The sequence below is a fragment of the Paraburkholderia lebeckiae genome, assembly GCF_050436325.1.
Classification (GTDB): Bacteria; Pseudomonadota; Gammaproteobacteria; order Burkholderiales; family Burkholderiaceae; genus Paraburkholderia; species Paraburkholderia tuberum.
On the sequence record NZ_JBNDLZ010000003.1, the window covers coordinates 190,723 to 210,787 of the forward strand.

Here is a 20,065-nt window from a genome sequence, read left to right on the forward strand (position 1 = left end):
GGAACCGGTTCCAGAAGCGGTTTCGCGCCACGATTGAGTGAGTTGGACATGGCTGATGCAGTGGAGATCGCGGTCGTCGCCAGCGCGTTCGGTGTGAACGCCGTGCGCGCCGACGGCCATCTGAAATGGGCGCAGGCGGCAAAGCGCGCCGGCGCGGCGGGTTTCGAAGTGCGCCGGGAGCTATTCGCAAGCGACGCGGACGCGGACCCGCAACGGCTGCGCGCGTTCGGCGCGGCGTTGGCCGATCTCGGGCTGTGGTCGGTGTTCTCGACGCCGGCATCGTTGTACGCGGCGGACGGCCAGCTCGACACCGACGCCCTGCGTGTCGCGCTCGATCAGGCGGCCGCGCTCGGCGCGCGCTTCGTCAAGCTGCAACTCGGCGGCTTCGCGGGCGAGGCTCACGGCGCGGCCATCGTCGCGCACGTCGCGGGCGGCTCGGGCACCACGGGCGTTGCGCGGCCACGGCTCGTCGTCGAAAACGGGCAACTGGCGCAGGGCGGCTCGCCCGCGCAGTTCGTCGGGCTGTTCGATGCGCTCGCGCGTGAAGGCCACGCGGGCGTGCTCGGCATGACGTTCGATACCGGCAACTGGGCGTGGCTCGACGTTGCGCCGCTACACATCGCACCGCAGCTCGCGCCGTACGTCGAGTACATCCATTGCAAGACCACCGCGGGCGAGGGCGCGCGGCGCTTTGCGAGCGCGCCGGCCGAGGATGACGCGCCATTCCTCGCGCTCCTCGACCGGCTGCCCCGCGATGTGCCGCGCGGCATCGAGTTTCCGTTCGATCCGAGCCGGATCGACGCGGATGCCGCGCGTTATGTGAGCTGGCTTGCGCGCGTGTAGACGCGCGACGCGGCATCACGAAGCGCCTCGGTCGAAGCCGTATGGAGCAGACGAGGCAGCAACCGAAGCAGCAACCGAAGCAGCAAAGAACGCATTCCACGCAACACGAATCACCGCATCAGAAGCACCACCAGGAGCCCAGCATGACCCGCCCTTACCCCGCCCTCGACGTGATCACCTACGGCGAAGCGATGGCGATGTTCGTCGCCGCCGAAGCCGGCCCGCTCGCGGGCGTCGGGCACTTCACGAAGCGCATCGCCGGCGCGGATCTGAACGTCGCGATCGGCTTGTCCCGACTGGGCTTCAGGGTGGGCTGGATGAGCCGCGTCGGCGACGATTCGTTCGGCCGGTACGTGCGCGACACGCTGACGAAAGAGGGCATCGACCAGCAATGCGTGAGCACCGACGCGCGCCATCCGACCGGCTTCCAGCTGAAGTCGAAGAGCGACGACGGCAGCGACCCGGCGGTCGAATACTTCCGCAAGGGCTCAGCGGCGAGCCATCTGTCGCTCGACGACTACGTCGCCGATTACGTGCTGCCCGCGCGTCATCTGCATCTGACCGGCGTCGCCCCGGCGATCTCGGCAAGCTCGCGCGAACTCGCATTCCACCTGGCCCGCGAAATGCGCGCTGCAGGCAGGACGATCTCGTTCGACCCGAACCTGCGTCCGACGCTGTGGCCCTCGCGCGCGGCGATGGTCGAAGGCTTGAACGCGCTCGCCGCGCTCGCCGACTGGGTGCTGCCCGGCATCGGCGAGGGCGAGATTCTGACCGGCCACACGCAGCCGGAGGACATCGCGAAGTTCTATCTCGAGCGCGGCGCGCGCGGCGTAATCGTCAAGCTCGGCGCGCAGGGCGCGTATTACCGCACCGCGACCGATGCCGCGACGATCGCCGGCCGGCCGGTCGCGAACGTCGTCGATACGGTCGGCGCGGGCGATGGTTTCGCGGTCGGCGTGATCAGCGCGCTGCTCGAAGGCCGCACGCTCGCGCAGGCGGTCGCGCGTGGCAACCGGATCGGCGCGCTCGCGATCCAGGTGATCGGCGATTCGGAAGGTTTGCCGAGCCGCGCCGAACTCGACGCGCTGGAGCTGGCCGAAGTACCGGGCATCGCAAGCGCGGCCTGACGCGGATCGGACCGCATCGATAGCGCTGCATCCACAACCAGCATCGACGACAACAAGAGCGCCCACAGCGCGCCCAGATTTTTTTCATCATTGATTCGGGACGACGCCGTCCAAGGAGACTTCCATGACCTCATCGCTTGCGATTCGCCGTTGGTGGACGATCATGCCGATCGTGTTCATCACCTACAGCCTCGCGTATCTGGATCGCGCGAATTTCGGCTTCGCGTCGGCGGCCGGCATCAACCAGGATCTCGGCATCAGCAAGGGGCTCGCGTCGCTGATCGGCGCGCTGTTCTTCCTCGGCTATTTCTTCTTCCAGATTCCGGGTGCGATCTATGCCGAGCGCCGCAGCGTGAAGAAACTGGTGTTCTGGAGCCTCGTTCTGTGGGGCGGCTGCGCGGCGTTGACCGGCATGGTCAGCAACATCCCGTCGCTGATGGCGATCCGCTTCCTGCTCGGGGTCGTCGAAGCCGCGGTGATGCCGGCGATGCTGATCTTCATCAGCAACTGGTTCACGAAGAGCGAGCGCTCGCGCGCGAACACCTTCCTGATCCTCGGCAATCCTGTCACGGTGCTGTGGATGTCGGTCGTGTCGGGCTATCTCGTGCATTCGTTCGGCTGGCGGCAGATGTTCATCGCCGAGGGCGCGCCCGCGATCATCTGGGCGATCTGCTGGTGGTTCCTCGTGAAGGACAAGCCCGAGCAGGTGTCGTGGCTGTCGCAGCAGGAAAAGGACGCGCTCGCGCAGACGCTGCGCGCCGAGCAGGCGGCGATCAAGCCGGTGCGCAATTACAGCGAGGCGTTTCGCACGCCTGCGGTCATCAAGCTGTGCGCGCAGTATTTCTGCTGGAGCATCGGCGTGTACGGTTTCGTGCTGTGGCTGCCGTCGATCCTGAAGAACGGCTCGTCGTTCGGCATGGTGGAAACCGGCTGGCTGTCGGCGCTGCCGTATCTGGCCGCGACGATCGCGATGCTTGCAGCTTCGTGGGCATCGGATAAACTCAACCGCCGCAAGGTGTTCGTGTGGCCGTTCCTGCTGATCGGTGCGATTGCGTTCGCGGCGTCGTACGGGCTCGGCTCCGCGCATTTCTGGGTTTCGTATGCGCTGCTCGTGATCGCGGGCGCCGCGATGTACGCGCCGTATGGACCGTTCTTCGCGATCGTACCGGAGCTGCTGCCGAAGAACGTCGCAGGCGGCGCGATGGCGCTGATCAACAGCATGGGCGCGCTCGGTTCGTTCGTCGGCTCGTACGTGGTCGGCTATCTGAACGGCGCGACCGGTTCGCCCGCGGCATCGTATGCATTCATGAGCGTGGCGCTCGTCGCCGCGGTGATCCTGACGCTCGCCGTCAAGCCGGCCGCGGCCGAACAACGTGGCCCCGCTCGTCCCACCGTCGCAAGGAAAATTAGCTGATGAACAAGATCGTCGCCTGGAAGTCGCTGCCCGAGGATGTGCTCGCCTATCTGCAACAGCATGCGCAGGTTGTGCAGGTCGATCCGTCACAGCATGATGCGTTCGTCGCCGCGCTGCGCGATGCCGACGGCGGCATCGGCGCGAGCGTGCAGATCACGCCGGCGATGCTCGAAGGCGCGAGCCGGCTGAAGGCGCTGTCGACGATCTCGGTCGGCTACGACCAGTTCGACGTCGACGACCTCACGCGCCGCGGCATCGTGCTCGCGCACACGCCGGACGTGCTGACCGAATCGACCGCCGATACCGTGTTCTCGCTGATCCTCGCGTCCGCGCGGCGCGTCGTCGAGCTGGCCGACTGGGTCAAGGCGGGGCAGTGGCGCACGAGCATCGGGCCCGCGCAGTTCGGGCTCGACGTGCAGGGCAAGACGATCGGCATCGTCGGGCTTGGACGCATCGGCGGCGCGGTCGCGCGACGCGCGGCGCTCGGCTTCAACATGGAGGTGCTGTACACCAATCGCAGCGCGAACCACCAAGCGGAGCAGGCGTATGGCGCGCGGCGCGTCGAGCTGGCTGAATTGCTCGCGCAGTCCGATTTCGTCTGTCTGCAGGTGCCGCTCACGCGAGAGACGCGACATCTGATCGGCGCCGCCGAACTGCGCGCGATGAAGAAGAGCGCGATCCTGATCAACGCTTCACGCGGCGCGACCGTCGACGAACCGGCGCTGATCGAAGCGCTGCGCAACGGCACGATTCACGGCGCGGGCCTCGACGTGTTCGACACCGAACCGTTGCCTGCCGACTCGCCGTTGCTCGCCATGCCGAACGTGGTCGCGCTGCCGCATATCGGCTCGGCGACGCACGAGACCCGTCATGCAATGGCGCTCAACGCGGCGGAGAACCTGGTCGCCGCGCTCGACGGCACATTGACGACTAACATCGTCAACCGTGAAGTCCTGGCGAAGTGAATCGCAGGGCGGCGCGCAAGCTCCCGCCCTCGGCCCGACACGAGCGATGAGCGAATGAGCACGACCCCGCCCAGCATGCCGCCTGGTCCCCCGAGCGCGCCGACGCGCCGCGCGACGATCACCGATGTCGCGCGCGAGGCCGGCACCGGCAAGACCAGCATCTCGCGCTATCTGAACGGCGAGTTCAGCGCGCTGTCGCCCGAGCTGCGCGCGCGCATCGAAGCCGCGATCGCGCGGCTCGACTATCAGCCGAACCAGATGGCGCGCGGCCTGAAGCGCGGTCGCAACCGGCTGATCGGCATGCTGGTCGCCGACCTGACCAATCCGTACTCCGTCGAAGTGCTGCAAGGCGTCGAGGCCGCGTGCCACGCGCTCGGTTTGATGCCGCTGATTTGCCACGCGGCGAACGAAGTCGAGATGGAGCGGCGTTACCTGCAACTGCTGACCACGTATCGCGTGGAAGGTGTGATCGTCAACGCGCTAGGCGTGCGCGAGGAGACGTTGCGACCGGTCGGCGACGGCGGGATTCCGGCGGTGCTGGTCGATCGGCGCGTGGAGGGGCTGGTCGCCGACATGGTCGGTCTGGACAATGGCGCGGCCGCCGCGCTCGGTACGCGGCATCTGCTCGAACGGGGCTTCGAGCACATCTGGTTCGTCGTGCAGCCGTTCGAGCAGGTCAGCTCGCGACAGTTGCGTGTCGAAGCATTCGATCGGGCGATGCGCGACGATGGCCGCGCGCGCGGTCGTACGCTGGTGCTCGATCTCGCCGATGCAACTGCGCTCGAGCGCGGTCTCGCGGAGCTGGATCGTGCGATCGACTCGCTGGGCGGGGCCGGTGCCGAGCCCGCCGGCGCCTCCCCACGCGTCGCGCTGTTCGCGGCCAACGCACCGGTCGCGTTGCGTCTCGCGCTGCATCTGAACGCACGTTACGGCGCGCACTGGCAGAGCCGCGTCGCGCTGCTTTCCATCGACGATCCGGATTGGGCCGAGCTCGCCGGCATCACGACGATCCGCCAGCCGACCTACGACATCGGCTATCGCGCGGTCGAATTCCTGCACGAGCGCATCGAAGGCGCGCAGACGGGCGCGCGCGACTGCCTGTTGCCCGGCGAGTTGATCGTGCGTGCGTCGACCGCACGCTGATTTCCGGCCAATCTGCGATGATGCGGGCTGCGGCGCGCAGCAGTTGCGCGCCGGGGATTGCAAGGAACCCCGCAAGGATACTCATGGTCGTGCCACCGCTTACCCTCGCGAGCCTCGCGCTCGCCACGCTCGTCATCGCCGCTTTACCGTTTCTGATTTACCGACAATTGCGCCGTCCGCTCGCGCTTCGGCCGCGCGACGCGATCGCCGGCGTCGCGGTGTTCGCGCTGTTCGCGATGGTCATCGAGCGTGCGCTGCACGACTATCTGTTGCGCGGCAACGAGACGAGCGCGGCGTTCCTTTCGCAGCCGCTCGCGTTCGTCGTCTATGGTGCGCTGGCCGCGGGCGTTTGCGAGGAAGTGGGGCGGTTCTTCGGCATGCGGCTGCTCATGAAGCGCGCGGCGGCGCGGCCGGCGGTGCGCAAGAAGGCGAACGTCGACGCGCCCGCCGGCGTCGATGCAAGCGCGGGCGCGAGCCCCGCCGCCAGCACGACCGCCGACGCGCGCACCGCCGCATTGCGCGCCGACGATGGCGCCGCGCTCAGCTACGGCCTCGGCCACGGCGGCGCGGAAGCGTGGATGGTCGGCGTGGTCGTGCAGTTCCAGTGGCTCGTGTTCGCGGTCCTCGAAAACCGTGGCCGGCTCGGCGATTACCTCGGCAATCTGCCGGCCGAAGCGGTGATGCGCGTGCATCTGATTCTCGCGAGCCTGACGCCGCAACTGGCCGGCATTTTCGCGCTCGAACGCGTCGCGGCGCTGGTGTTCCAGATCGGCCTGTCGGTGCTGATGTGGCGCGGCGTGCGGGCCGGCTCGCGCGCCATCCTGCCGCTCGCGATCGGGGCGCACGCGCTGATCGACGTGCCTGCGGCAATGACGCAGGCGCGGCTGCTGCCGCTCGCGGCGGCCGATACGATCTATGCGGTGGCGGCGGTGTTCGTCGCGGGACTGCTGATACGGATTTACCGGCGGCCGGCCGCGGCGTGAGCGGATGAGCCGCTGGACGGCAGGCGCCTCGCTATCCTTTCAGCGTTTCTCTAAAATGCGCCTACGTTTCAGGACCTTCTTTTCCCGGCAGCCTTCATGGAAGCTTACCAATACGACTGCGCGCATCCGGAGTTCGACGAACTCGCGCGCGTCATCAGCGATCTGTTTCCCGAGCAGACGCAGTTCATCGAGCGTGCCGCCGACGATGGCACGCCCACACTGACGGTTCACTGGGTAGCAATGCGCTTCGGTTCCACCGCGCGCCGTATCGCGATGACGGTCGCGATCGCGCCGGCGGCGCTCGCGCGTTATCGCGCGATGCCGGCGCGGTTGCGTGGCCGCAGCTTTGCGGTCTTGCGCGCGTACGTCGAAGCGAGCCTGGGCTCGCTCGAAGAAATGTACGCGAACGGTCAGGCGGTCCCGCGCGAAGTCACGGTCGATCTCGGCGAAGAGTTCGCGTGACGCGCGAATGAAGCGCGGGTGAAACGCGTGTGCAGCGGATTCAATTCGCGAGCCGATAGACCTTCGCGAAACGCGCGGCCTGCACGACGCCATAGTCGCCGGGCGCGTACTGCATGACCCAGTCGCCGGCCGCGCCGTGCAGCACGTCGCCGCCGCTCGCGGAGCGCGCGAGCGAGAAGGACTCGTCCATCCGGCGGGCTAGTACGACCGCCGGGCGGTTGCGGTAGGCGCCGGCTTCGCCGTGCGCGAGCGCGGCATCGGCGGGCAGGTACTTCGCGTCGAAGCGCTCGCGCGACACGACCCAGCGCTCGCCGGTCGAGCCGGTGATCAGCGCATCGCCGCGCACATAGCGGTTCGGGCCTTCGAGGCTCATCAACTGGCCCTCGGCGGCGGCGAATTCGACGCTTACCGTTTCGTCCTTGACGACGCGTTGGGCGTGCGGATCGTCACGCAAATCGAGATTGCTGAGTTCGGTCATGAAGCGGGTGGAAGATTAAGGGTGAGCGTTGCGGCGCGACTTGCCGCTTTGCGACGATCGTGCGTCGAGTCGCTGGGACGGGTAGCCGGCCCAGACAGCGCGCCCCCGAATAATGCCAGATGCATGAGCCGGGCGGGGGGAGGCGAAAGGCTGAGGCGTGGTGAGAAAGCCGCTGTTCGAGCGCCGGCGGAATCGCTGAAATCAATCGCGTCCGAACGGACCCACGCCCGCGACGGGGCAACCCCGGCGCGGGCGCTCTTTCATTACGGCTTGACAGTCGCGTCGCTCGCGGCTTCTGCCGCGGGCTTGCTGCCCTTGCCCTTGCCATGGTGGCCGCGATGATGACCCTCGGGGCCGCCCTGATGGAACGTCGCGTCGGCGAGCTTCTTCTGCTCCGGCGACAGGCTGCTATACAGCGGATCGAACGCATCGACGAGCTTCTTCATGCCGTCCGCATGCGCCTGCGCGATCGTTGCGTACTGTTTCATGTCGTCGAGCGCGCTCACGTTGGTGGCCGCCTTGCGCTGCTCGAACAGCTGGCCCATCGTTTCGCCATTGCTGCGCATGACGTCGGCGAACGCCTTCCATTGCGTTTCCTGCGCGGGCGTGATCTTCAGTTGCGAGTGCAGATAGGCAATGCGGTCTTCGACGTTGCGTTCGTGGCCGGCCTTGGCCGCGGGGGCCGAGGCCGTGGTGTCCGGCGCCGCGGCCGGCGCGGCGGTTTGGGCGAACGCGCCGCCCATCGAAACGGCCGTAGCCAGCATAACCAGTGCTTTTTTCATCGAAACTCCTGATGTCTGTTCGTTATTGAGACACGGCGCGCGGCGAGCGTCATGCCCCGCGCCAGCGGCGAATGGCGCCGCACCGCAAGCGGCTGCCGCATTCGCCCGTCGCCGCTATTAGTAACACGTTAACCCTACAATACGGTGCGTGTGCGACAAACGCTTACAACCGAAACGAACGCGAAACGGCTCGCGCCTGAGCGGCAATCGCGCCGACATACTGCGCCGGGGCCGCCCCCACAGTGTGCCGTGCATCTGTGACCGTACCGCGTGGCGTGACATGGCGCCGCTCCGTGCAGGCGCGCGATAATCCGCGACATTCCACACCAACTTCCTTCCCCTTCGATGAGACCTCCGCGCCTCGACCAGCTCGACGACCTCGACCGCAACCTCGTTGCACTGCTGCAAGCCAACGCGCGCGAGAGCGTCGCGAATCTTGCGCGGCAGCTCGGCGTCGCGCGCACGACCGTGATCGCGCGCATTGCGCGGCTCGAGCGCAGCAACGTGATCGCCGGCTACAGCGTGAGGCTTGGCCAGGATGTGCTCGATTCGAGCATCGTCGCGTATGTCGGCATCATCATCGCGCCGAAGCACGGGCCGGCCGTGCAGAAACGCCTCGGCAAAATGCCCGAAGTGCAGCTGCTGTGCGCGGTCAGCGGCGAGTTCGACTACGTGGCATGGCTGCGCGCCGATTCGCCGGAGCGGCTCAACGATCTGCTCGATCAGATCGGCGGGCTAGAGGGCGTCGAGCGGACCACGACGTCGATCATTCTCGCGCGCAAGATCGACCGCGGCACGGTGTGAGTCGGCGCGAGGCGTAACCTCTTCGCGAGTGCTGCGAGAGTCAATCGTTGACGCCTTTTTTACGCTGTTTCGACAAATCGCTTGACCGGTTCGTCAGAACGTCGAACCTGATGGTCAAACCGCAGCATTTTGCGCGTATGAACTGTTTTTGCTTCTTCCTACACTGTCATTCAAGGGTTCGGCCCGCAGGCGCCGCGCGCAACACGCGGCGCACTTCCCAAGCTCGCAGACAGCACATGGATAACAAGGAGAAGCAGATGAAAGTAGCTATCGTTGGCGCAGGTCTGATCGGTCACACCATTGCCCATATGCTGCGCGAGACGGGCGACTACGAAGTCGTCGCGTTCGACCGCGATCAGCACGCGCTCGACAAGCTCGCCGCCCAGGGCATTCCCACCCGTCGCATCGATTCCGCCGACGCCGCCGTGCTGCGCGCCGCGATCCAGGGCTTCGACGTGCTGATCAACGCGCTGCCGTACTACCTCGCGATCAACGTCGCATCGGCCGCGAAGAGCGCGGGTGTGCATTACTTCGACCTGACCGAGGACGTACGCGCGACGCACGCGATCCGCGCGATCGCCGAAGATGCCGATCACGCATTCATGCCGCAGTGCGGTCTCGCGCCGGGCTTCATCGGCATTGCCGCGCACGAGCTCGCGAACCGCTTTACGGAAATCCGCGACGTGAAGATGCGCGTGGGCGCGCTGCCCGAGTTTCCGACCAATGCGCTGAAGTACAACCTGACGTGGAGCGTCGACGGCCTGATCAACGAGTACTGCCAGCCGTGCGAGGCTATCCGCGATGGCCGCACGCAATGGGTGCAGCCGCTCGAAGGCCTCGAGCATTTCTCGCTCGACGGCACCGAGTACGAAGCGTTCAACACGTCGGGCGGGCTGGGCACGCTGTGCGAAACGCTGGCGGGCCGCGTCGAATCGCTCGACTACAAGTCGGTGCGCTATCCGGGTCATCGCAACCTGATGCAGTTCCTGCTCGAAGACCTGCGTTTGTCGAGCGACCGCGATACGCTGAAGACCATCATGCGCCGCTCGGTGCCATCGACCGCGCAAGATGTCGTGCTGGTGTTCATCACCGTGAGCGGCATGCGCGACGGTCAGCTCTTGCAGGAGGTGTTCACGCGGAAGATCTTCGCGAAGACCGTCTGCGGCGTGCCGATGAGCGCGATTCAGATCACGACTGCCGGCGCGATGTGCGCGGTGCTCGATCTGTTTCGCGAGCGCAAGCTGCCGCAAAAGGGCTTCGTGCGCCAGGAGCAGGTATCGCTCGGCGATTTTCTGGCGAACCGCTTCGGCAAGTTGTACGAAGGGCAGTCGCTGGAGGCGATGGCGACCGTTTGAGGCCGGCATGGCTCGCGTCGAATGAAAATCCCCGTACGTCGCCGACGTACGGGGATTTTCCGTTTTTCAGCCAGCATCGGACCAGCGCGGCACTCGCCAGACAGAAGGGAGGGCCGTCATCCAGCCACGATTTGCGCGACCAGCGCTTCATGGTCCGCCGAACTGGGCGCGGTATTGTCGAACATCAGCAGACCCTCGCGGCTCGCGCCGCTCGGCTCGAAACGCCGCCGCCGGTAGTCGTCCCAGTGCGCGAGCTTGTACGCATCGTTGGGATTCGCGCGCGCGACGATCCGCTGCCGCGCCACGTCCTCCGAGGTCCGCACCCACACGACACGCAACCTCACGTCCGGCGCGACGCCGAGCCACGCGTGATCGAACAGCCGCCGCTCGCGCACCTCGCGAGACAGCGGGCCGACGACCAACGCGCTGATGCCGAGTTCGAGATTGTCGCGCGCCGCATCGATGAGGCCGCGATACTCGGGGTCGCGCAGGTGCTGCAGGAAAAGAGGGCTGTCGCGATCGTTCGGATTGCCGGTCAGCATCGCCATCGCGGCCGCGCTATAGCCGCCGTACAGCGTGTCCTTGTCGAGCAGGCAGAAGGGGGTGCCGCTCACTTTCATCAGCGAGCCGAGCAGTTTTTTCGCCAGCGTCGTCTTGCCCGTGCCCGCATGACCGCAAAAGAAAACCAGAGAAGTCACGCAGGCTTGTCCTCATGCGGCGCGGCGGTGGCATCGGGGCGCGGGTCGCGCGCGAACTTGCCGTTGGCCTCGAGCCACATCACGTTGATGATGCCGAAGGCGAGCGCCACACCCACGCCGAGAATCCAGGTGAAATACCACATCGCAGTCTCCTTGATCGTGCGTCCGGCGACGCGGATCGACAGGCATGCCGGCAACCGACGACGGCCAGCCGCGAGCGCGGCCGCCTGCACCGATCATGAAGAAGAACGCCGCGCCATGCAAGAGGCGCGGCGCCCGAGCTCCGTGCGCCGTGGCTGGCGGTATGTCCGCGCGTTGCTATGATGCGCAACGGTCATGCGTACGAGCGTACCGTGTCCGCCGAACCGGCGGACGCGGAGCGACGACCCGCACTGCGTAGTCGGAAACTCGGGGCCACAATCGGGAGCACACGGGAGAACCAGCATGCCGATGCGCCTGTCTTGCCGCTGCCGAGCCGCACGGCTGGCCGGGTCCGCACGCTGTGCCGCGTTGGCCGCAGGCGTCGCGCTCAGCGTGCTGTCGCTGGCCGGCTGCGCGTCGACCCCGGCCGAGCCGGTACCGTTCGAACCGGTGCCTGCCGAGCGCATCGTCAGACAGGGCTATACGGCGCCGGGCCCCGGCCTCGTCGCGGTGGACCTGCGGCGCGAGCGTTCGCGCGACGTGATCGTGCGGTTTCGCAATGCGCTCGTCTATATCGACGGCGAGCGCGTGACCGACCTGATGAACGGCGAGCACGTGGTGTTCTATCTGCCGCCCGGCGCGCATCGGATCGGCGTATCGACGCAGTTCGATCCGGTCATCGAGCTGAACTTCGTCGTAACGGCCGACCCGCGCTACACGAACCGCGCCTCGGTCACGTTCAACGACGATCACCGCATCGGCCTGCAGCGGGTCGCGCAGTAGCGTGCGGTCGAGCATTAACAATTGGATACGCGCGGCTTAGGTATCGCGCCTTAACATGGCGGCTGATACAAGCGGCCTGGAAGCGTGCTTGTCCGTTCATGCAGGTCCGTCGACCGTCTTACGCAATGCTTACGTGAGAGGGTGGCGAGGTCTGCTTTCGTATGCAAGGTAATCCGAACATGCTGATCAATTGCGCCGCCTATCAGGACGGCCGGAAACTCGCCGACGTCGATGTCGACAGCATCAGCGACTACGTCGCGCGGCCCGAGTGCTTCGTCTGGGTCGCGTTGAAAGACCCGGAGCCCGAGGAACTCGCGGCCATGAAAGACGAATTCAATCTGCACGAGCTCGCGATCGAAGACGCGCAACACGGTCATCAGCGCCCGAAAATCGAGGAGTACGGCGATTCGGTCTTCACCGTGATGCACACGGTCGAGATGGATGAGACAGGCGAGCTGGTGATCGGCGAAGTCGATGTGTTCGCCGGCGCCAACTATGTGCTGTCGGTGCGCCGCGGCACGCGCACCGGTTTCCAGAGCGTGCGGACGCGCTGCGAGCGCGAGCCGCATCTGTTGAAGGAAGGCTCGGCGTTCGTGCTGTACGCACTGATGGACGACGTGGTCGACCGTTATTTCCCGATCATCGAGGCGATGAGCACCGAGCTCGAAACGCTCGAGGACCGCATCTTCGAGAAGAACGATTCGGCCGCCTCGCGCGCGATCGTGCAGGACCTGTACTCGATGAAGCGCCGGCTCGTGATCCTGCAGCACCATATCGTGCCGCTGCAGGAAGCGGTCGGCAAACTGACGGGCGGCCGTATTCCGAGCGTTTGCGCAGGCATGCAGGCGTACTTCCGCGACGTCTACGATCACCTCGACCGGATCGTCAGAACCATCGAGGGGCGTCGCGAAATCGTCGTCACGGCGGTGCAGGTGAACCTCGGCATGATCTCGCTCGCCGAGAGCGAAATCACCAAGCGGCTCGGCTCGTTCGCCGCGCTGTTCGCGGTGCCGACCATGATCGCCGGCATCTACGGGATGAACTTCGAGCGCATTCCCGAGCTGCATTTCAGGTACGGGTATCCGGTCGTTCTGGCGGTGATGCTGGCGATCGACTTCGTGCTGTACCGGCGTTTTCGCAAGGCCGGCTGGCTGTAGCCGGCGCACCGTTCAATTTCCTCGGGGTTTCACTTGCGGCGCGCGCGATACCAGGCCAGCATAAGCGGCCTGTGTGTCGCGCCGCACGCGACACACGGGCGTCATCGACTGCACGGACTGAGCGAGGGAACCTTGCCACACGCTGCCCGGATCGAACGAGCGTATTGCGGCGCCGCAGATGTTGCGCGCCGGTGCGTTGCAACACCGCGAATCGTTGACATTCCGAAGAGCTTGCGCTGAGAATAGGCCTCGCAAACGTTTGCGCATCACAAAAAATACGGCTCGCCCGCGAGCCTGACAACCTTGGAGATACGCATGAGCCATCGAACCCGTCGTCGCATTCTTGCCGCCGCAGTTCTCGCCACCGCCTCCGCCGTCCTGCCTTTTTCCGCCGCCCACGCGCAGAACGCCCCGGCTCATAAGCCGAAGGTCGCGCTCGTGATGAAGTCGCTCGCCAACGAGTTCTTCCTGACCATGGAGACCGGGGCGAAGGACTATCAGAAGCACAACCCCGACAAGTTCGAGCTGATCACGAACGGCATCAAGGACGAAACCGACACCGCCAACCAGATCCGCATCGTCGAGCAGATGATCGTGTCTAAGGTCGACGCGATCGTGCTTGCGCCGGCCGATTCGAAGGCGCTTGTGCCGGTCGTCAAGAAGGCGGTCGACGCGGGCATCATCGTCGTCAACATCGACAACCGGCTCGATCAGGACGTGCTGAAGTCGAAAGACCTGAACGTGCCGTTCGTCGGCCCCGACAATCGCAAGGGCGCGCGGCTCGTCGGTGACTACCTCGCGAAGCGCCTGAAGGCCGGCGACGAGGTCGGCATCCTCGAAGGCGTCTCGACCACCACCAACGCGCAGCAGCGCACGGCGGGCTTCAAGGACGCGATGCAGGCGGTCGGCGCGAAGGTCGTGTCGGTGCAGTCGGGCGAGTGGGAAATAGACAAGGGCAACGCGGTCGCATCGGCGATGCTCAACGAGTATCCGAACCTGAAGGCGCTGCTCGCCGGCAACGACAACATGGCGATCGGCGCGGTGTCGGCCGTGCGCGCGGCCGGCAAGCAGGGCAAGGTGCTGGTGGTCGGCTACGACAACATCAACGCGATCCATCCGATGCTGAAGGACGGCCGCGTGCTCGCCACCGCCGACCAGTACGCGGCGAAGCAGGCCGTGTTCGGCATCGATACCGCATTGAAGGCGTTGAGCGAAAACAGGAAGCAGTCGCAGCTGTCGGGCGTCGTCGAAACGCCGGTCGTTCTGGTGACGAAGGACACCCTGAAGTAAGCGCGCCGCGCCCGGCGTGAAGCACGAGCCGGGCGCAGTCGGAAAAGCGCACGGGAAGCCGTAAAAATCGCCACGAATTATGCGGGTAGCATGTTTTAGAGGCAAACCACCACCCAGTGATCCGCTTTTATTCAACGGACGCTCAAGAATCCCGCCGCACCGCCGTTAATCCCAGAGATAAGCGTCATGACAGCGGCTCGCGTGGTGAGAGGGAGCGCGGCCATGAGCACCTGTGCATTCCGCGCAGTGGGCCGGCATGACTCGTGGCAGCCGGGCGCGGTGTGCTGTGCGGCAAGCGCAGCGGACCGCCGGGGCGCCACGAAGGCGCCAGAAGCGCCATGCAACCAGGAGCGCGATGGATTCGACCGACCACGACGCCTTGCCTGTCGTACTGAGCGTCAGCGGCATCGGCAAGACCTATGCCGAACCGGTGCTCGCCGACGTATCGCTGTCGCTGCGAGCGGGCGAGGTATTGGCGTTGACCGGCGAGAACGGCGCGGGCAAGAGCACGCTGTCGAAGATCATCGGCGGGCTGGTCGAGGCGAGCGCGGGCACGATGCGGCTTGCCGACGCGCCGTACGCGCCCGCGAGCCGCACCGAGGCCGAGGCGCTCGGCGTGCGCATGGTCATGCAGGAGTTGAATCTGCTGCCTACGCTGTCGGTCGCCGAGAACCTGTTCCTGAACCGGCTGCCGCGTGCGGGCGCGTTCAGCTTCGGTTGGATCGATCGCGGCAAGCTGCGCGAGAACGCGCGCGAGGCGATGGCGCAGGTCGGACTCGACGCGATCGATCCCGACACGCTGGTCGGCGAACTGGGCATCGGTCATCAGCAAATGGTCGAGATCGCCCGCAACCTGATCGACGACTGCCGCGTGCTGATCCTCGACGAGCCGACCGCGATGCTGACCGCCCGCGAGGTCGATCTGCTGTTCGAGCAGATCGGACGGCTCAAGGCTCGCGGCGTCGCGCTCGTCTACATCTCGCACCGGCTCGAAGAGCTGGCGCGGGTCGCCGAACGGGTCGCGGTGCTGCGCGACGGCCGCCTCGTGCATGTCGACGCGATGGCGAACCTGACGAGCGAGCAGATCGTCACGTGGATGGTCGGCCGCGAGCTCGGCGAGCATATCGATCTCGGCGAGCGCAACATCGGCGCGCCGCTCCTGAAAGTGGAGCGGCTCGCGCGCGGCAAGGTCGTGCGCGACGTGTCGTTCGAGGTGCGCGCGGGCGAGATTTTCGGTGTGAGCGGACTGATCGGCGCGGGCCGCACCGAGCTGATGCGGCTCATCTACGGCGCCGACCGCAAGGACGGCGGCAGCGTGTCGCTCGCCGCGACGCCGGGCGCGTCGCCTACGCCGGTGCGAATCGACTCGCCGGCGGACGCGGTACGCGCGGGTATCGCGCTGATCACCGAAGACCGCAAGGGCGAAGGCCTGCTGCTGCCGCAACCGATCGCGGCCAACCTGTCGCTCGGCAATCTTCGCAGCGTCGCGCGGCACGGCCTCGTCGACGCGAAGCGCGAGAACGCGCTGGCGCACAAGCAGATCGCCGCGATGCGGATTCGCAGCTCGGGGCCCGCGCAGATCGTCGGCGAGCTGTCGGGCGGCAACCAGCAGAAGGTCGTGATCGGCCGCTGGCTCGCGCGCGACTGCCGCGTGCTGTTGTTCGACGAACCGACGCGCGGCATCGACGTCGGCGCGAAGTTCGATATTTACGGCCTGATGGGCGCGCTTGCTCGCGCCGGCCGCGCGCTCGTCGTGGTGTCGAGCGATCTGCGCGAACTGATGCTGATCTGCGACCGGATCGGCGTGATGTCGGCGGGCAGCATGACAGGCGTGTTCGAGCGCGCGAGCTGGAGCCAGGATGCGCTGCTCGCGGCTGCGTTCGCCGGCTACCGCGGCCGTGACGCGCTGCTGCACGCGCACGGCGTCAACGAAGCAGGGAGTCTGTGATGACCGATCAATCGTGGCGCGAGGCGGCGGGTGTCAAACAGGACGGCCAGTTGGACGGCCAGTTGGACGGCCAGCAGGGCGGCAAGCAAGGCGGTGCGCCGGACGCGCCCGCCGTGACGACGCCCGCCGATCCGTCGGCGCCGCTCGCGAGCGGCAAGCCGGCCGGCACGCGGCTCGGCTTTTCGAACTACCTGGGCCTCGCCGGCGCGCTGCTCGCGATGATCGTGCTGTTCTCGCTGCTGAGTTCGCACTTTCTGAGCTACGACACGTTCAGCACGATCGCGAACCAGATTCCGGATCTCGTCGTGATGTCGGTCGGCATGACCTTCGTGCTGATCATCGCGGGGATCGATCTGTCGGTGGGCTCGGTGCTCGCGCTCGGGGCGTCGGTGGTCAGCGTGGTGACGCTGAAGTGGGGCTGGGGGCCGGCTGCCGGCGCGCTGCTCGGGGTCGCGGTCGCGGCGCTGACTGGCACCGTGACCGGCGCGGTGACGGTGGGCTGGCGAATTCCGTCGTTCATCGTGTCGCTCGGCGTGCTCGAGGCGGCGCGCGGCATGGCGTATCAGATGACCAATTCGCGCACCGCGTATATCGGTGATGCGTTCGATTTTCTGTCGAACCCGATCGCGCTCGGCATCTCGCCGGCCTTTCTGATCGCGGTGGCGGTGATGGTGACAGCGCAGTTGGTGCTGACGCGCACGGTGTTCGGGCGCTACCTGGTCGGGATCGGCACCAACGAGGAAGCGGTGCGGCTCGCGGGCGTCAATCCGCGGCCGTACAAGGTGATCGTGTTCGCGCTGATGGGCGCGCTGTCCGGACTCGCGGCGCTGTTCCAGATCTCGCGGCTCGAGGCGGCCGATCCGAATGCAGGTGTCGGCCTGGAGCTGCAGGTGATCGCGGCGGTCGTGATCGGCGGCACGAGTCTGATGGGCGGACGTGGTTCGGTTATCAGCACGTTTTTTGGCGTGCTGATCATTTCGGTGCTGGCGGCGGGCCTCGCGCAGATCGGCGCGAACGAGCCGACCAAGCGCATGATCACCGGCGCGGTGATCGTGGTGGCGGTGGTGCTCGATACGTACCGCAGTCGTCGCAAACGCGCCTGAGGTGGGAGCCGCGGCGCAACGATGAATGAGTGCATGGGACCGGAGTAAGCGCTAAAGCGCCAACTCCGTTCGACCGCGATGAGACTGCATGGGACCGGAGTAAGCGCTAAAGCGCTAACTCCGTTCGACCGCGATGAGACTGCATGGGACCGGAGTAAGCGCTAAAGCGCTAACTCCGTTCGACAGGAGAGCAACAGGTTATGACGACGATCAAGGATGTAGCGGCGGTGGCGGGCGTGTCGTTCACGACGGTATCGCACGTCGTGAACAACTCGCGGCCGGTGTCGGCCGATGTGCGCGCGAAAGTCGAGCACGCGATCCGTCAACTGCACTATGTGCCGTCGGCAGTCGCGCGCTCGCTGAAGGCGCGCTCGACCGCGACGATCGGACTGGTGGTGCCGAACAGCACGAACCCGTATTTCGCGGAGCTCGCGCGCGGCATCGAGGACGGCTGCGCGCGCAATGGCTACTGCGTGTTCTTCTGCAACTCCGACGATGACCCCGCGAAGCAGCGCAACTATCTGCGCGTGCTGCAGGAAAAGCGCATCGACGGGTTGATCGTCGCGTCGGCCGGCGACGACGCCGTGCTCGCGCAGGCGCTCGCCGACGCGCGCGAGCCGCTCGTGGTGGTGGACCGCAACATCGAGGGAGTCAACGCGGACCTCGTGCAGATCGATCACGAGAAGGGCGCGTATCTGGCCACGCGTCATCTGCTCGAGCTCGGGCATGTGCGGATCGGTTGCATCACGGGGCCGGTGCAGACCGCGGTCAGCGCGATGCGGGTGCACGGCTTCATTCGCGCGATGGCCGAGCGTGGCATCGAGATTCCTGCCGATGCGATCGTCGAAAGCGATTTTTCGGGGACGGGCGGACATCGCGCGGCCGCGCAGCTGTTCGATACGGTCAGGCCGTCGGCGATTTTCGCGGGCAACGACATGATGGGTATCGGCGCGTTGCGCGCGGCGGCGGAGCGCAATATCAGCGTGCCGCGCGATTGCTCGATCATCGGTTTCGACGATATCGAGCTGGGCCGCTTCACGTTCCCGTCGCTGTCGACGGTCGGACAGTCGGTGCGCGCGCTTGGCGACACGGCCGCGCAGACGTTGATCGACCGGATCGCCGAGGCGTCGTCGAACGGCACCGCGCGGGCGCCTGCGCGCCGCCGCGTGGTGTCGCCGCGGCTGATCGTGCGGGAGTCCACCGCGACATGGGCGGGTGCGGAACGGCGGGATCTGGCGGCCTGATGCGCCGGATGAAGGACGCATGAGGGGCGCTCGAAGGACGCGCGGGCAATAGCGACGCGACCCGTCGCGCAACGGAGGACACTCGAGTGGCAAGCAACCCAACGCGCGCACGCGTCACGGTGGTCGGTAGTCTGAACATGGACCTCGTGGTGCGTTCGCCACGCCTGCCCCAACCGGGCGAGACGCTGGCCGGCCGCGGCTTCGCGCAGGTCGCGGGCGGCAAGGGCGGCAACCAGGCGGTCGCTGCCGCGCGGCTAGGCGCGCAGGTGTCGATGCTCGGCTGCGTCGGTGCCGATGCGAATGGCGCGCAGCTGCGCGCGGGCCTCGAAGCGGAGCGCATCGACTGCGCCGCGCTCGAAACCGGCAGGGAGCCGAGCGGTGTTGCGCTGATCGTCGTCGACGATGCGAGCCAGAACACGATCGTGATCGTCGCGGGCAGCAACGGCGAGGTCACGCCGGCCACCGTCGCGCGACACGAAGCGACGCTCGCCGCCGCCGACGTCGTGATCTGTCAGCTCGAAACCCCGCCCGAATCGGTGCGCGCGGCGCTGGCGACGGCGCGGCGGCTCGGCAAGACCGTGATCCTGAATCCGGCGCCCGCCACCGGCCCGTTGCCGGCCGACTGGCTGCCGCTGATCGACTACCTGATTCCGAACGAACTCGAAGCCGCCGCGCTGAGCGGTCTCCCCGTCGATTCGCCCGAGGACGCCGCACGGGCCGCCGCCGCGTTGCGCGCGGCCGGCGCGCGCAACGTGCTGGTCACGCTCGGTGCGCGCGGCTTGCATGCGTCGCTCGAAGGCGCGGCTGCGACGCTGTACGACGCGCCGCGCGTCGAGGCGGTCGACACGACCGCGGCCGGCGACACCTTCATCGGCGGCTTCGCGGCGCAGCTCGCGCAGGGCGCGAGCGTCGATGCGGCGATCCGCTTCGCGCAGCGCGCCGCCGCGCTATCGGTGACGCGCGCGGGCGCACAGCCATCGATTCCGACGCGCTCCGAGGTCGACGCATTGGACTGATGCCGCGGCGGCATTGGCACCTCGCACGTTGCCTGATCGAACTGTCCTGCAACCGCTTCGGGCGACTCCGAACGGCTCGCTTCTCCACCCATTCGCCCCGCCAAAACGTCAAAAATCGTGCTTTGACGAACATCGCCGCGTTTCCCTGCGCGCCGCGAACACACTCGCTTCCAGTCAACTTGCTTTCAACGTCCAACAACGTCTTTGTTCATACCTTTTAAATGCTTCAAGTCTATGAGTATGCTGCCGTAAACGGAAATTAGAGCGCTCGTTCAAAAAAGCGCCGGACCTAACACACGCCGCGCCCACGCTGCGTAGGCAGCCGCCGC

General features: G+C 66.6%; 20 protein-coding genes. 16 read left to right on the forward strand and 4 right to left on the reverse strand.

Features of this window, described 5'->3' with window-relative positions:
• Window positions 1-48 precede the first annotated feature (48 nt).
• From OKW44_RS18925 to OKW44_RS18955, 7 genes are all read left to right on the forward strand, one after another.
• Window positions 49-843 carry a sugar phosphate isomerase/epimerase family protein gene (locus OKW44_RS18925; protein WP_018417731.1) on the forward strand — a complete coding sequence of 265 codons (795 nt, stop codon included), beginning with the start codon at window positions 49-51 and terminating at the stop codon, window positions 841-843.
• 143 nt (window positions 844-986) lie between these two features.
• Window positions 987-1,970, forward strand: a complete 984-nt coding sequence (locus OKW44_RS18930; protein ID WP_026225333.1) for a sugar kinase — start codon at window positions 987-989, stop codon at window positions 1,968-1,970.
• Between the two features lie 124 nt (window positions 1,971-2,094).
• Window positions 2,095-3,384, forward strand: a complete 1,290-nt coding sequence (locus OKW44_RS18935; RefSeq protein WP_026225334.1) for an MFS transporter — start codon at window positions 2,095-2,097, stop codon at window positions 3,382-3,384.
• Entirely contained in the window at window positions 3,384-4,349 is a 966-nt protein-coding gene (locus OKW44_RS18940) for a 2-hydroxyacid dehydrogenase (RefSeq protein ID WP_018417733.1), read from the forward strand. The genes OKW44_RS18935 and OKW44_RS18940 overlap by 1 nt, the downstream gene beginning before the upstream one ends.
• A gap of 54 nt (window positions 4,350-4,403) precedes the next feature.
• The gene (locus tag OKW44_RS18945) at window positions 4,404-5,492 is read left to right on the forward strand and encodes a LacI family DNA-binding transcriptional regulator (protein ID WP_018417734.1); all 1,089 of its coding nucleotides are present in this window, start codon (window positions 4,404-4,406) and stop codon (window positions 5,490-5,492) included.
• An 83-nt stretch (window positions 5,493-5,575) separates the two neighbouring features.
• A complete protein-coding gene (locus OKW44_RS18950; RefSeq protein ID WP_018417735.1) occupies window positions 5,576-6,475 on the forward strand; it encodes a YhfC family intramembrane metalloprotease in 900 nt (299 codons plus the stop codon).
• A 96-nt stretch (window positions 6,476-6,571) separates the two neighbouring features.
• Window positions 6,572-6,937 (forward strand): DUF3022 domain-containing protein, encoded by a 366-nt coding sequence (locus OKW44_RS18955; protein WP_018417736.1) that lies wholly within the window; start codon window positions 6,572-6,574, stop codon window positions 6,935-6,937.
• A 40-nt stretch (window positions 6,938-6,977) separates the two neighbouring features.
• Here OKW44_RS18955 and OKW44_RS18960 read toward each other — a convergent pair whose 3' ends face one another.
• Both OKW44_RS18960 and OKW44_RS18965 read right to left on the reverse strand, forming a co-directional pair.
• Entirely contained in the window at window positions 6,978-7,415 is a 438-nt protein-coding gene (locus tag OKW44_RS18960) for a PGDYG domain-containing protein (RefSeq protein ID WP_018417737.1), read from the reverse strand.
• Window positions 7,416-7,678: 263 nt separating this feature from the next.
• Complete coding sequence (locus OKW44_RS18965; protein ID WP_018417738.1) at window positions 7,679-8,197, reverse strand: Spy/CpxP family protein refolding chaperone; 519 nt, start codon at window positions 8,195-8,197, stop codon at window positions 7,679-7,681.
• A gap of 345 nt (window positions 8,198-8,542) precedes the next feature.
• Here OKW44_RS18965 and OKW44_RS18970 point away from each other — a divergent pair, with 345 nt between their 5' ends.
• Both OKW44_RS18970 and OKW44_RS18975 read left to right on the forward strand, forming a co-directional pair.
• Window positions 8,543-9,001 (forward strand): Lrp/AsnC family transcriptional regulator, encoded by a 459-nt coding sequence (locus OKW44_RS18970; protein ID WP_008922942.1) that lies wholly within the window; start codon window positions 8,543-8,545, stop codon window positions 8,999-9,001.
• 257 nt (window positions 9,002-9,258) lie between these two features.
• Window positions 9,259-10,356 carry a saccharopine dehydrogenase family protein gene (locus tag OKW44_RS18975; protein ID WP_026225335.1) on the forward strand — a complete coding sequence of 366 codons (1,098 nt, stop codon included), beginning with the start codon at window positions 9,259-9,261 and terminating at the stop codon, window positions 10,354-10,356.
• A 116-nt stretch (window positions 10,357-10,472) separates the two neighbouring features.
• Here OKW44_RS18975 and OKW44_RS18980 read toward each other — a convergent pair whose 3' ends face one another.
• Both OKW44_RS18980 and cydX read right to left on the reverse strand, forming a co-directional pair.
• Window positions 10,473-11,054: a P-loop nucleotide/nucleoside kinase family protein gene (locus OKW44_RS18980; RefSeq protein WP_018417740.1), complete on the reverse strand. Its 582-nt coding sequence runs from the start codon at window positions 11,052-11,054 to the stop codon at window positions 10,473-10,475.
• Window positions 11,051-11,197 (reverse strand): cytochrome bd-I oxidase subunit CydX, encoded by a 147-nt coding sequence (gene cydX, locus OKW44_RS18985; protein WP_026225336.1) that lies wholly within the window; start codon window positions 11,195-11,197, stop codon window positions 11,051-11,053. Before cydX ends, OKW44_RS18980 begins: the two co-directional genes overlap by 4 nt.
• Window positions 11,198-11,498: 301 nt before the next feature.
• Between cydX and OKW44_RS18990 the strand changes: the two genes are divergently transcribed.
• The 7 genes from OKW44_RS18990 (at window position 11,499) to rbsK (ending at window position 19,736) form a co-directional block, all read left to right on the forward strand.
• A complete protein-coding gene (locus OKW44_RS18990; RefSeq protein WP_026225337.1) occupies window positions 11,499-11,978 on the forward strand; it encodes a hypothetical protein in 480 nt (159 codons plus the stop codon).
• A gap of 179 nt (window positions 11,979-12,157) precedes the next feature.
• Window positions 12,158-13,135 carry a magnesium/cobalt transporter CorA gene (gene corA, locus OKW44_RS18995; protein ID WP_026225338.1) on the forward strand — a complete coding sequence of 326 codons (978 nt, stop codon included), beginning with the start codon at window positions 12,158-12,160 and terminating at the stop codon, window positions 13,133-13,135.
• 315 nt (window positions 13,136-13,450) lie between these two features.
• Entirely contained in the window at window positions 13,451-14,425 is a 975-nt protein-coding gene (locus tag OKW44_RS19000; RefSeq protein WP_018417744.1) for a sugar ABC transporter substrate-binding protein, read from the forward strand.
• Between the two features lie 355 nt (window positions 14,426-14,780).
• Window positions 14,781-16,373, forward strand: coding sequence for a sugar ABC transporter ATP-binding protein (locus OKW44_RS19005; protein WP_018417745.1), 1,593 nt, complete (start codon window positions 14,781-14,783; stop codon window positions 16,371-16,373).
• Window positions 16,373-17,476, forward strand: a complete 1,104-nt coding sequence (locus OKW44_RS19010) for an ABC transporter permease (protein ID WP_018417746.1) — start codon at window positions 16,373-16,375, stop codon at window positions 17,474-17,476. The genes OKW44_RS19005 and OKW44_RS19010 overlap by 1 nt, the downstream gene beginning before the upstream one ends.
• A gap of 200 nt (window positions 17,477-17,676) precedes the next feature.
• Window positions 17,677-18,720 carry a LacI family DNA-binding transcriptional regulator gene (locus tag OKW44_RS19015; RefSeq protein ID WP_018417747.1) on the forward strand — a complete coding sequence of 348 codons (1,044 nt, stop codon included), beginning with the start codon at window positions 17,677-17,679 and terminating at the stop codon, window positions 18,718-18,720.
• A gap of 86 nt (window positions 18,721-18,806) precedes the next feature.
• Window positions 18,807-19,736, forward strand: coding sequence for a ribokinase (gene rbsK, locus OKW44_RS19020; protein WP_018417748.1), 930 nt, complete (start codon window positions 18,807-18,809; stop codon window positions 19,734-19,736).
• Window positions 19,737-20,065: the final 329 nt, after the last annotated feature.

What these genes read in the sequence shown, in the direction of transcription:
- OKW44_RS18925 (WP_018417731.1), top strand. Translation starts at nt 49, where the DNA reads ATGGCTGATGCAGTGGAGATCGCGGTCGTCGCCAGCGCGTTCGGTGTG.
- OKW44_RS18930 (WP_026225333.1), top strand. Translation starts at nt 987, where the DNA reads ATGACCCGCCCTTACCCCGCCCTCGACGTGATCACCTACGGCGAAGCG.
- OKW44_RS18935 (WP_026225334.1), top strand. Translation starts at nt 2,095, where the DNA reads ATGACCTCATCGCTTGCGATTCGCCGTTGGTGGACGATCATGCCGATC.
- OKW44_RS18940 (WP_018417733.1), top strand. Translation starts at nt 3,384, where the DNA reads ATGAACAAGATCGTCGCCTGGAAGTCGCTGCCCGAGGATGTGCTCGCC.
- OKW44_RS18945 (WP_018417734.1), top strand. Translation starts at nt 4,404, where the DNA reads ATGAGCACGACCCCGCCCAGCATGCCGCCTGGTCCCCCGAGCGCGCCG.
- OKW44_RS18950 (WP_018417735.1), top strand. Translation starts at nt 5,576, where the DNA reads ATGGTCGTGCCACCGCTTACCCTCGCGAGCCTCGCGCTCGCCACGCTC.
- OKW44_RS18955 (WP_018417736.1), top strand. Translation starts at nt 6,572, where the DNA reads ATGGAAGCTTACCAATACGACTGCGCGCATCCGGAGTTCGACGAACTC.
- OKW44_RS18960 (WP_018417737.1), bottom strand. Translation starts at nt 7,415, where the DNA reads ATGACCGAACTCAGCAATCTCGATTTGCGTGACGATCCGCACGCCCAA.
- OKW44_RS18965 (WP_018417738.1), bottom strand. Translation starts at nt 8,197, where the DNA reads ATGAAAAAAGCACTGGTTATGCTGGCTACGGCCGTTTCGATGGGCGGC.
- OKW44_RS18970 (WP_008922942.1), top strand. Translation starts at nt 8,543, where the DNA reads ATGAGACCTCCGCGCCTCGACCAGCTCGACGACCTCGACCGCAACCTC.
- OKW44_RS18975 (WP_026225335.1), top strand. Translation starts at nt 9,259, where the DNA reads ATGAAAGTAGCTATCGTTGGCGCAGGTCTGATCGGTCACACCATTGCC.
- cydX (WP_026225336.1), bottom strand. Translation starts at nt 11,197, where the DNA reads ATGTGGTATTTCACCTGGATTCTCGGCGTGGGTGTGGCGCTCGCCTTC.
- OKW44_RS18990 (WP_026225337.1), top strand. Translation starts at nt 11,499, where the DNA reads ATGCCGATGCGCCTGTCTTGCCGCTGCCGAGCCGCACGGCTGGCCGGG.
- corA (WP_026225338.1), top strand. Translation starts at nt 12,158, where the DNA reads ATGCTGATCAATTGCGCCGCCTATCAGGACGGCCGGAAACTCGCCGAC.
- OKW44_RS19000 (WP_018417744.1), top strand. Translation starts at nt 13,451, where the DNA reads ATGAGCCATCGAACCCGTCGTCGCATTCTTGCCGCCGCAGTTCTCGCC.
- OKW44_RS19005 (WP_018417745.1), top strand. Translation starts at nt 14,781, where the DNA reads ATGGATTCGACCGACCACGACGCCTTGCCTGTCGTACTGAGCGTCAGC.
- OKW44_RS19010 (WP_018417746.1), top strand. Translation starts at nt 16,373, where the DNA reads ATGACCGATCAATCGTGGCGCGAGGCGGCGGGTGTCAAACAGGACGGC.
- OKW44_RS19015 (WP_018417747.1), top strand. Translation starts at nt 17,677, where the DNA reads ATGACGACGATCAAGGATGTAGCGGCGGTGGCGGGCGTGTCGTTCACG.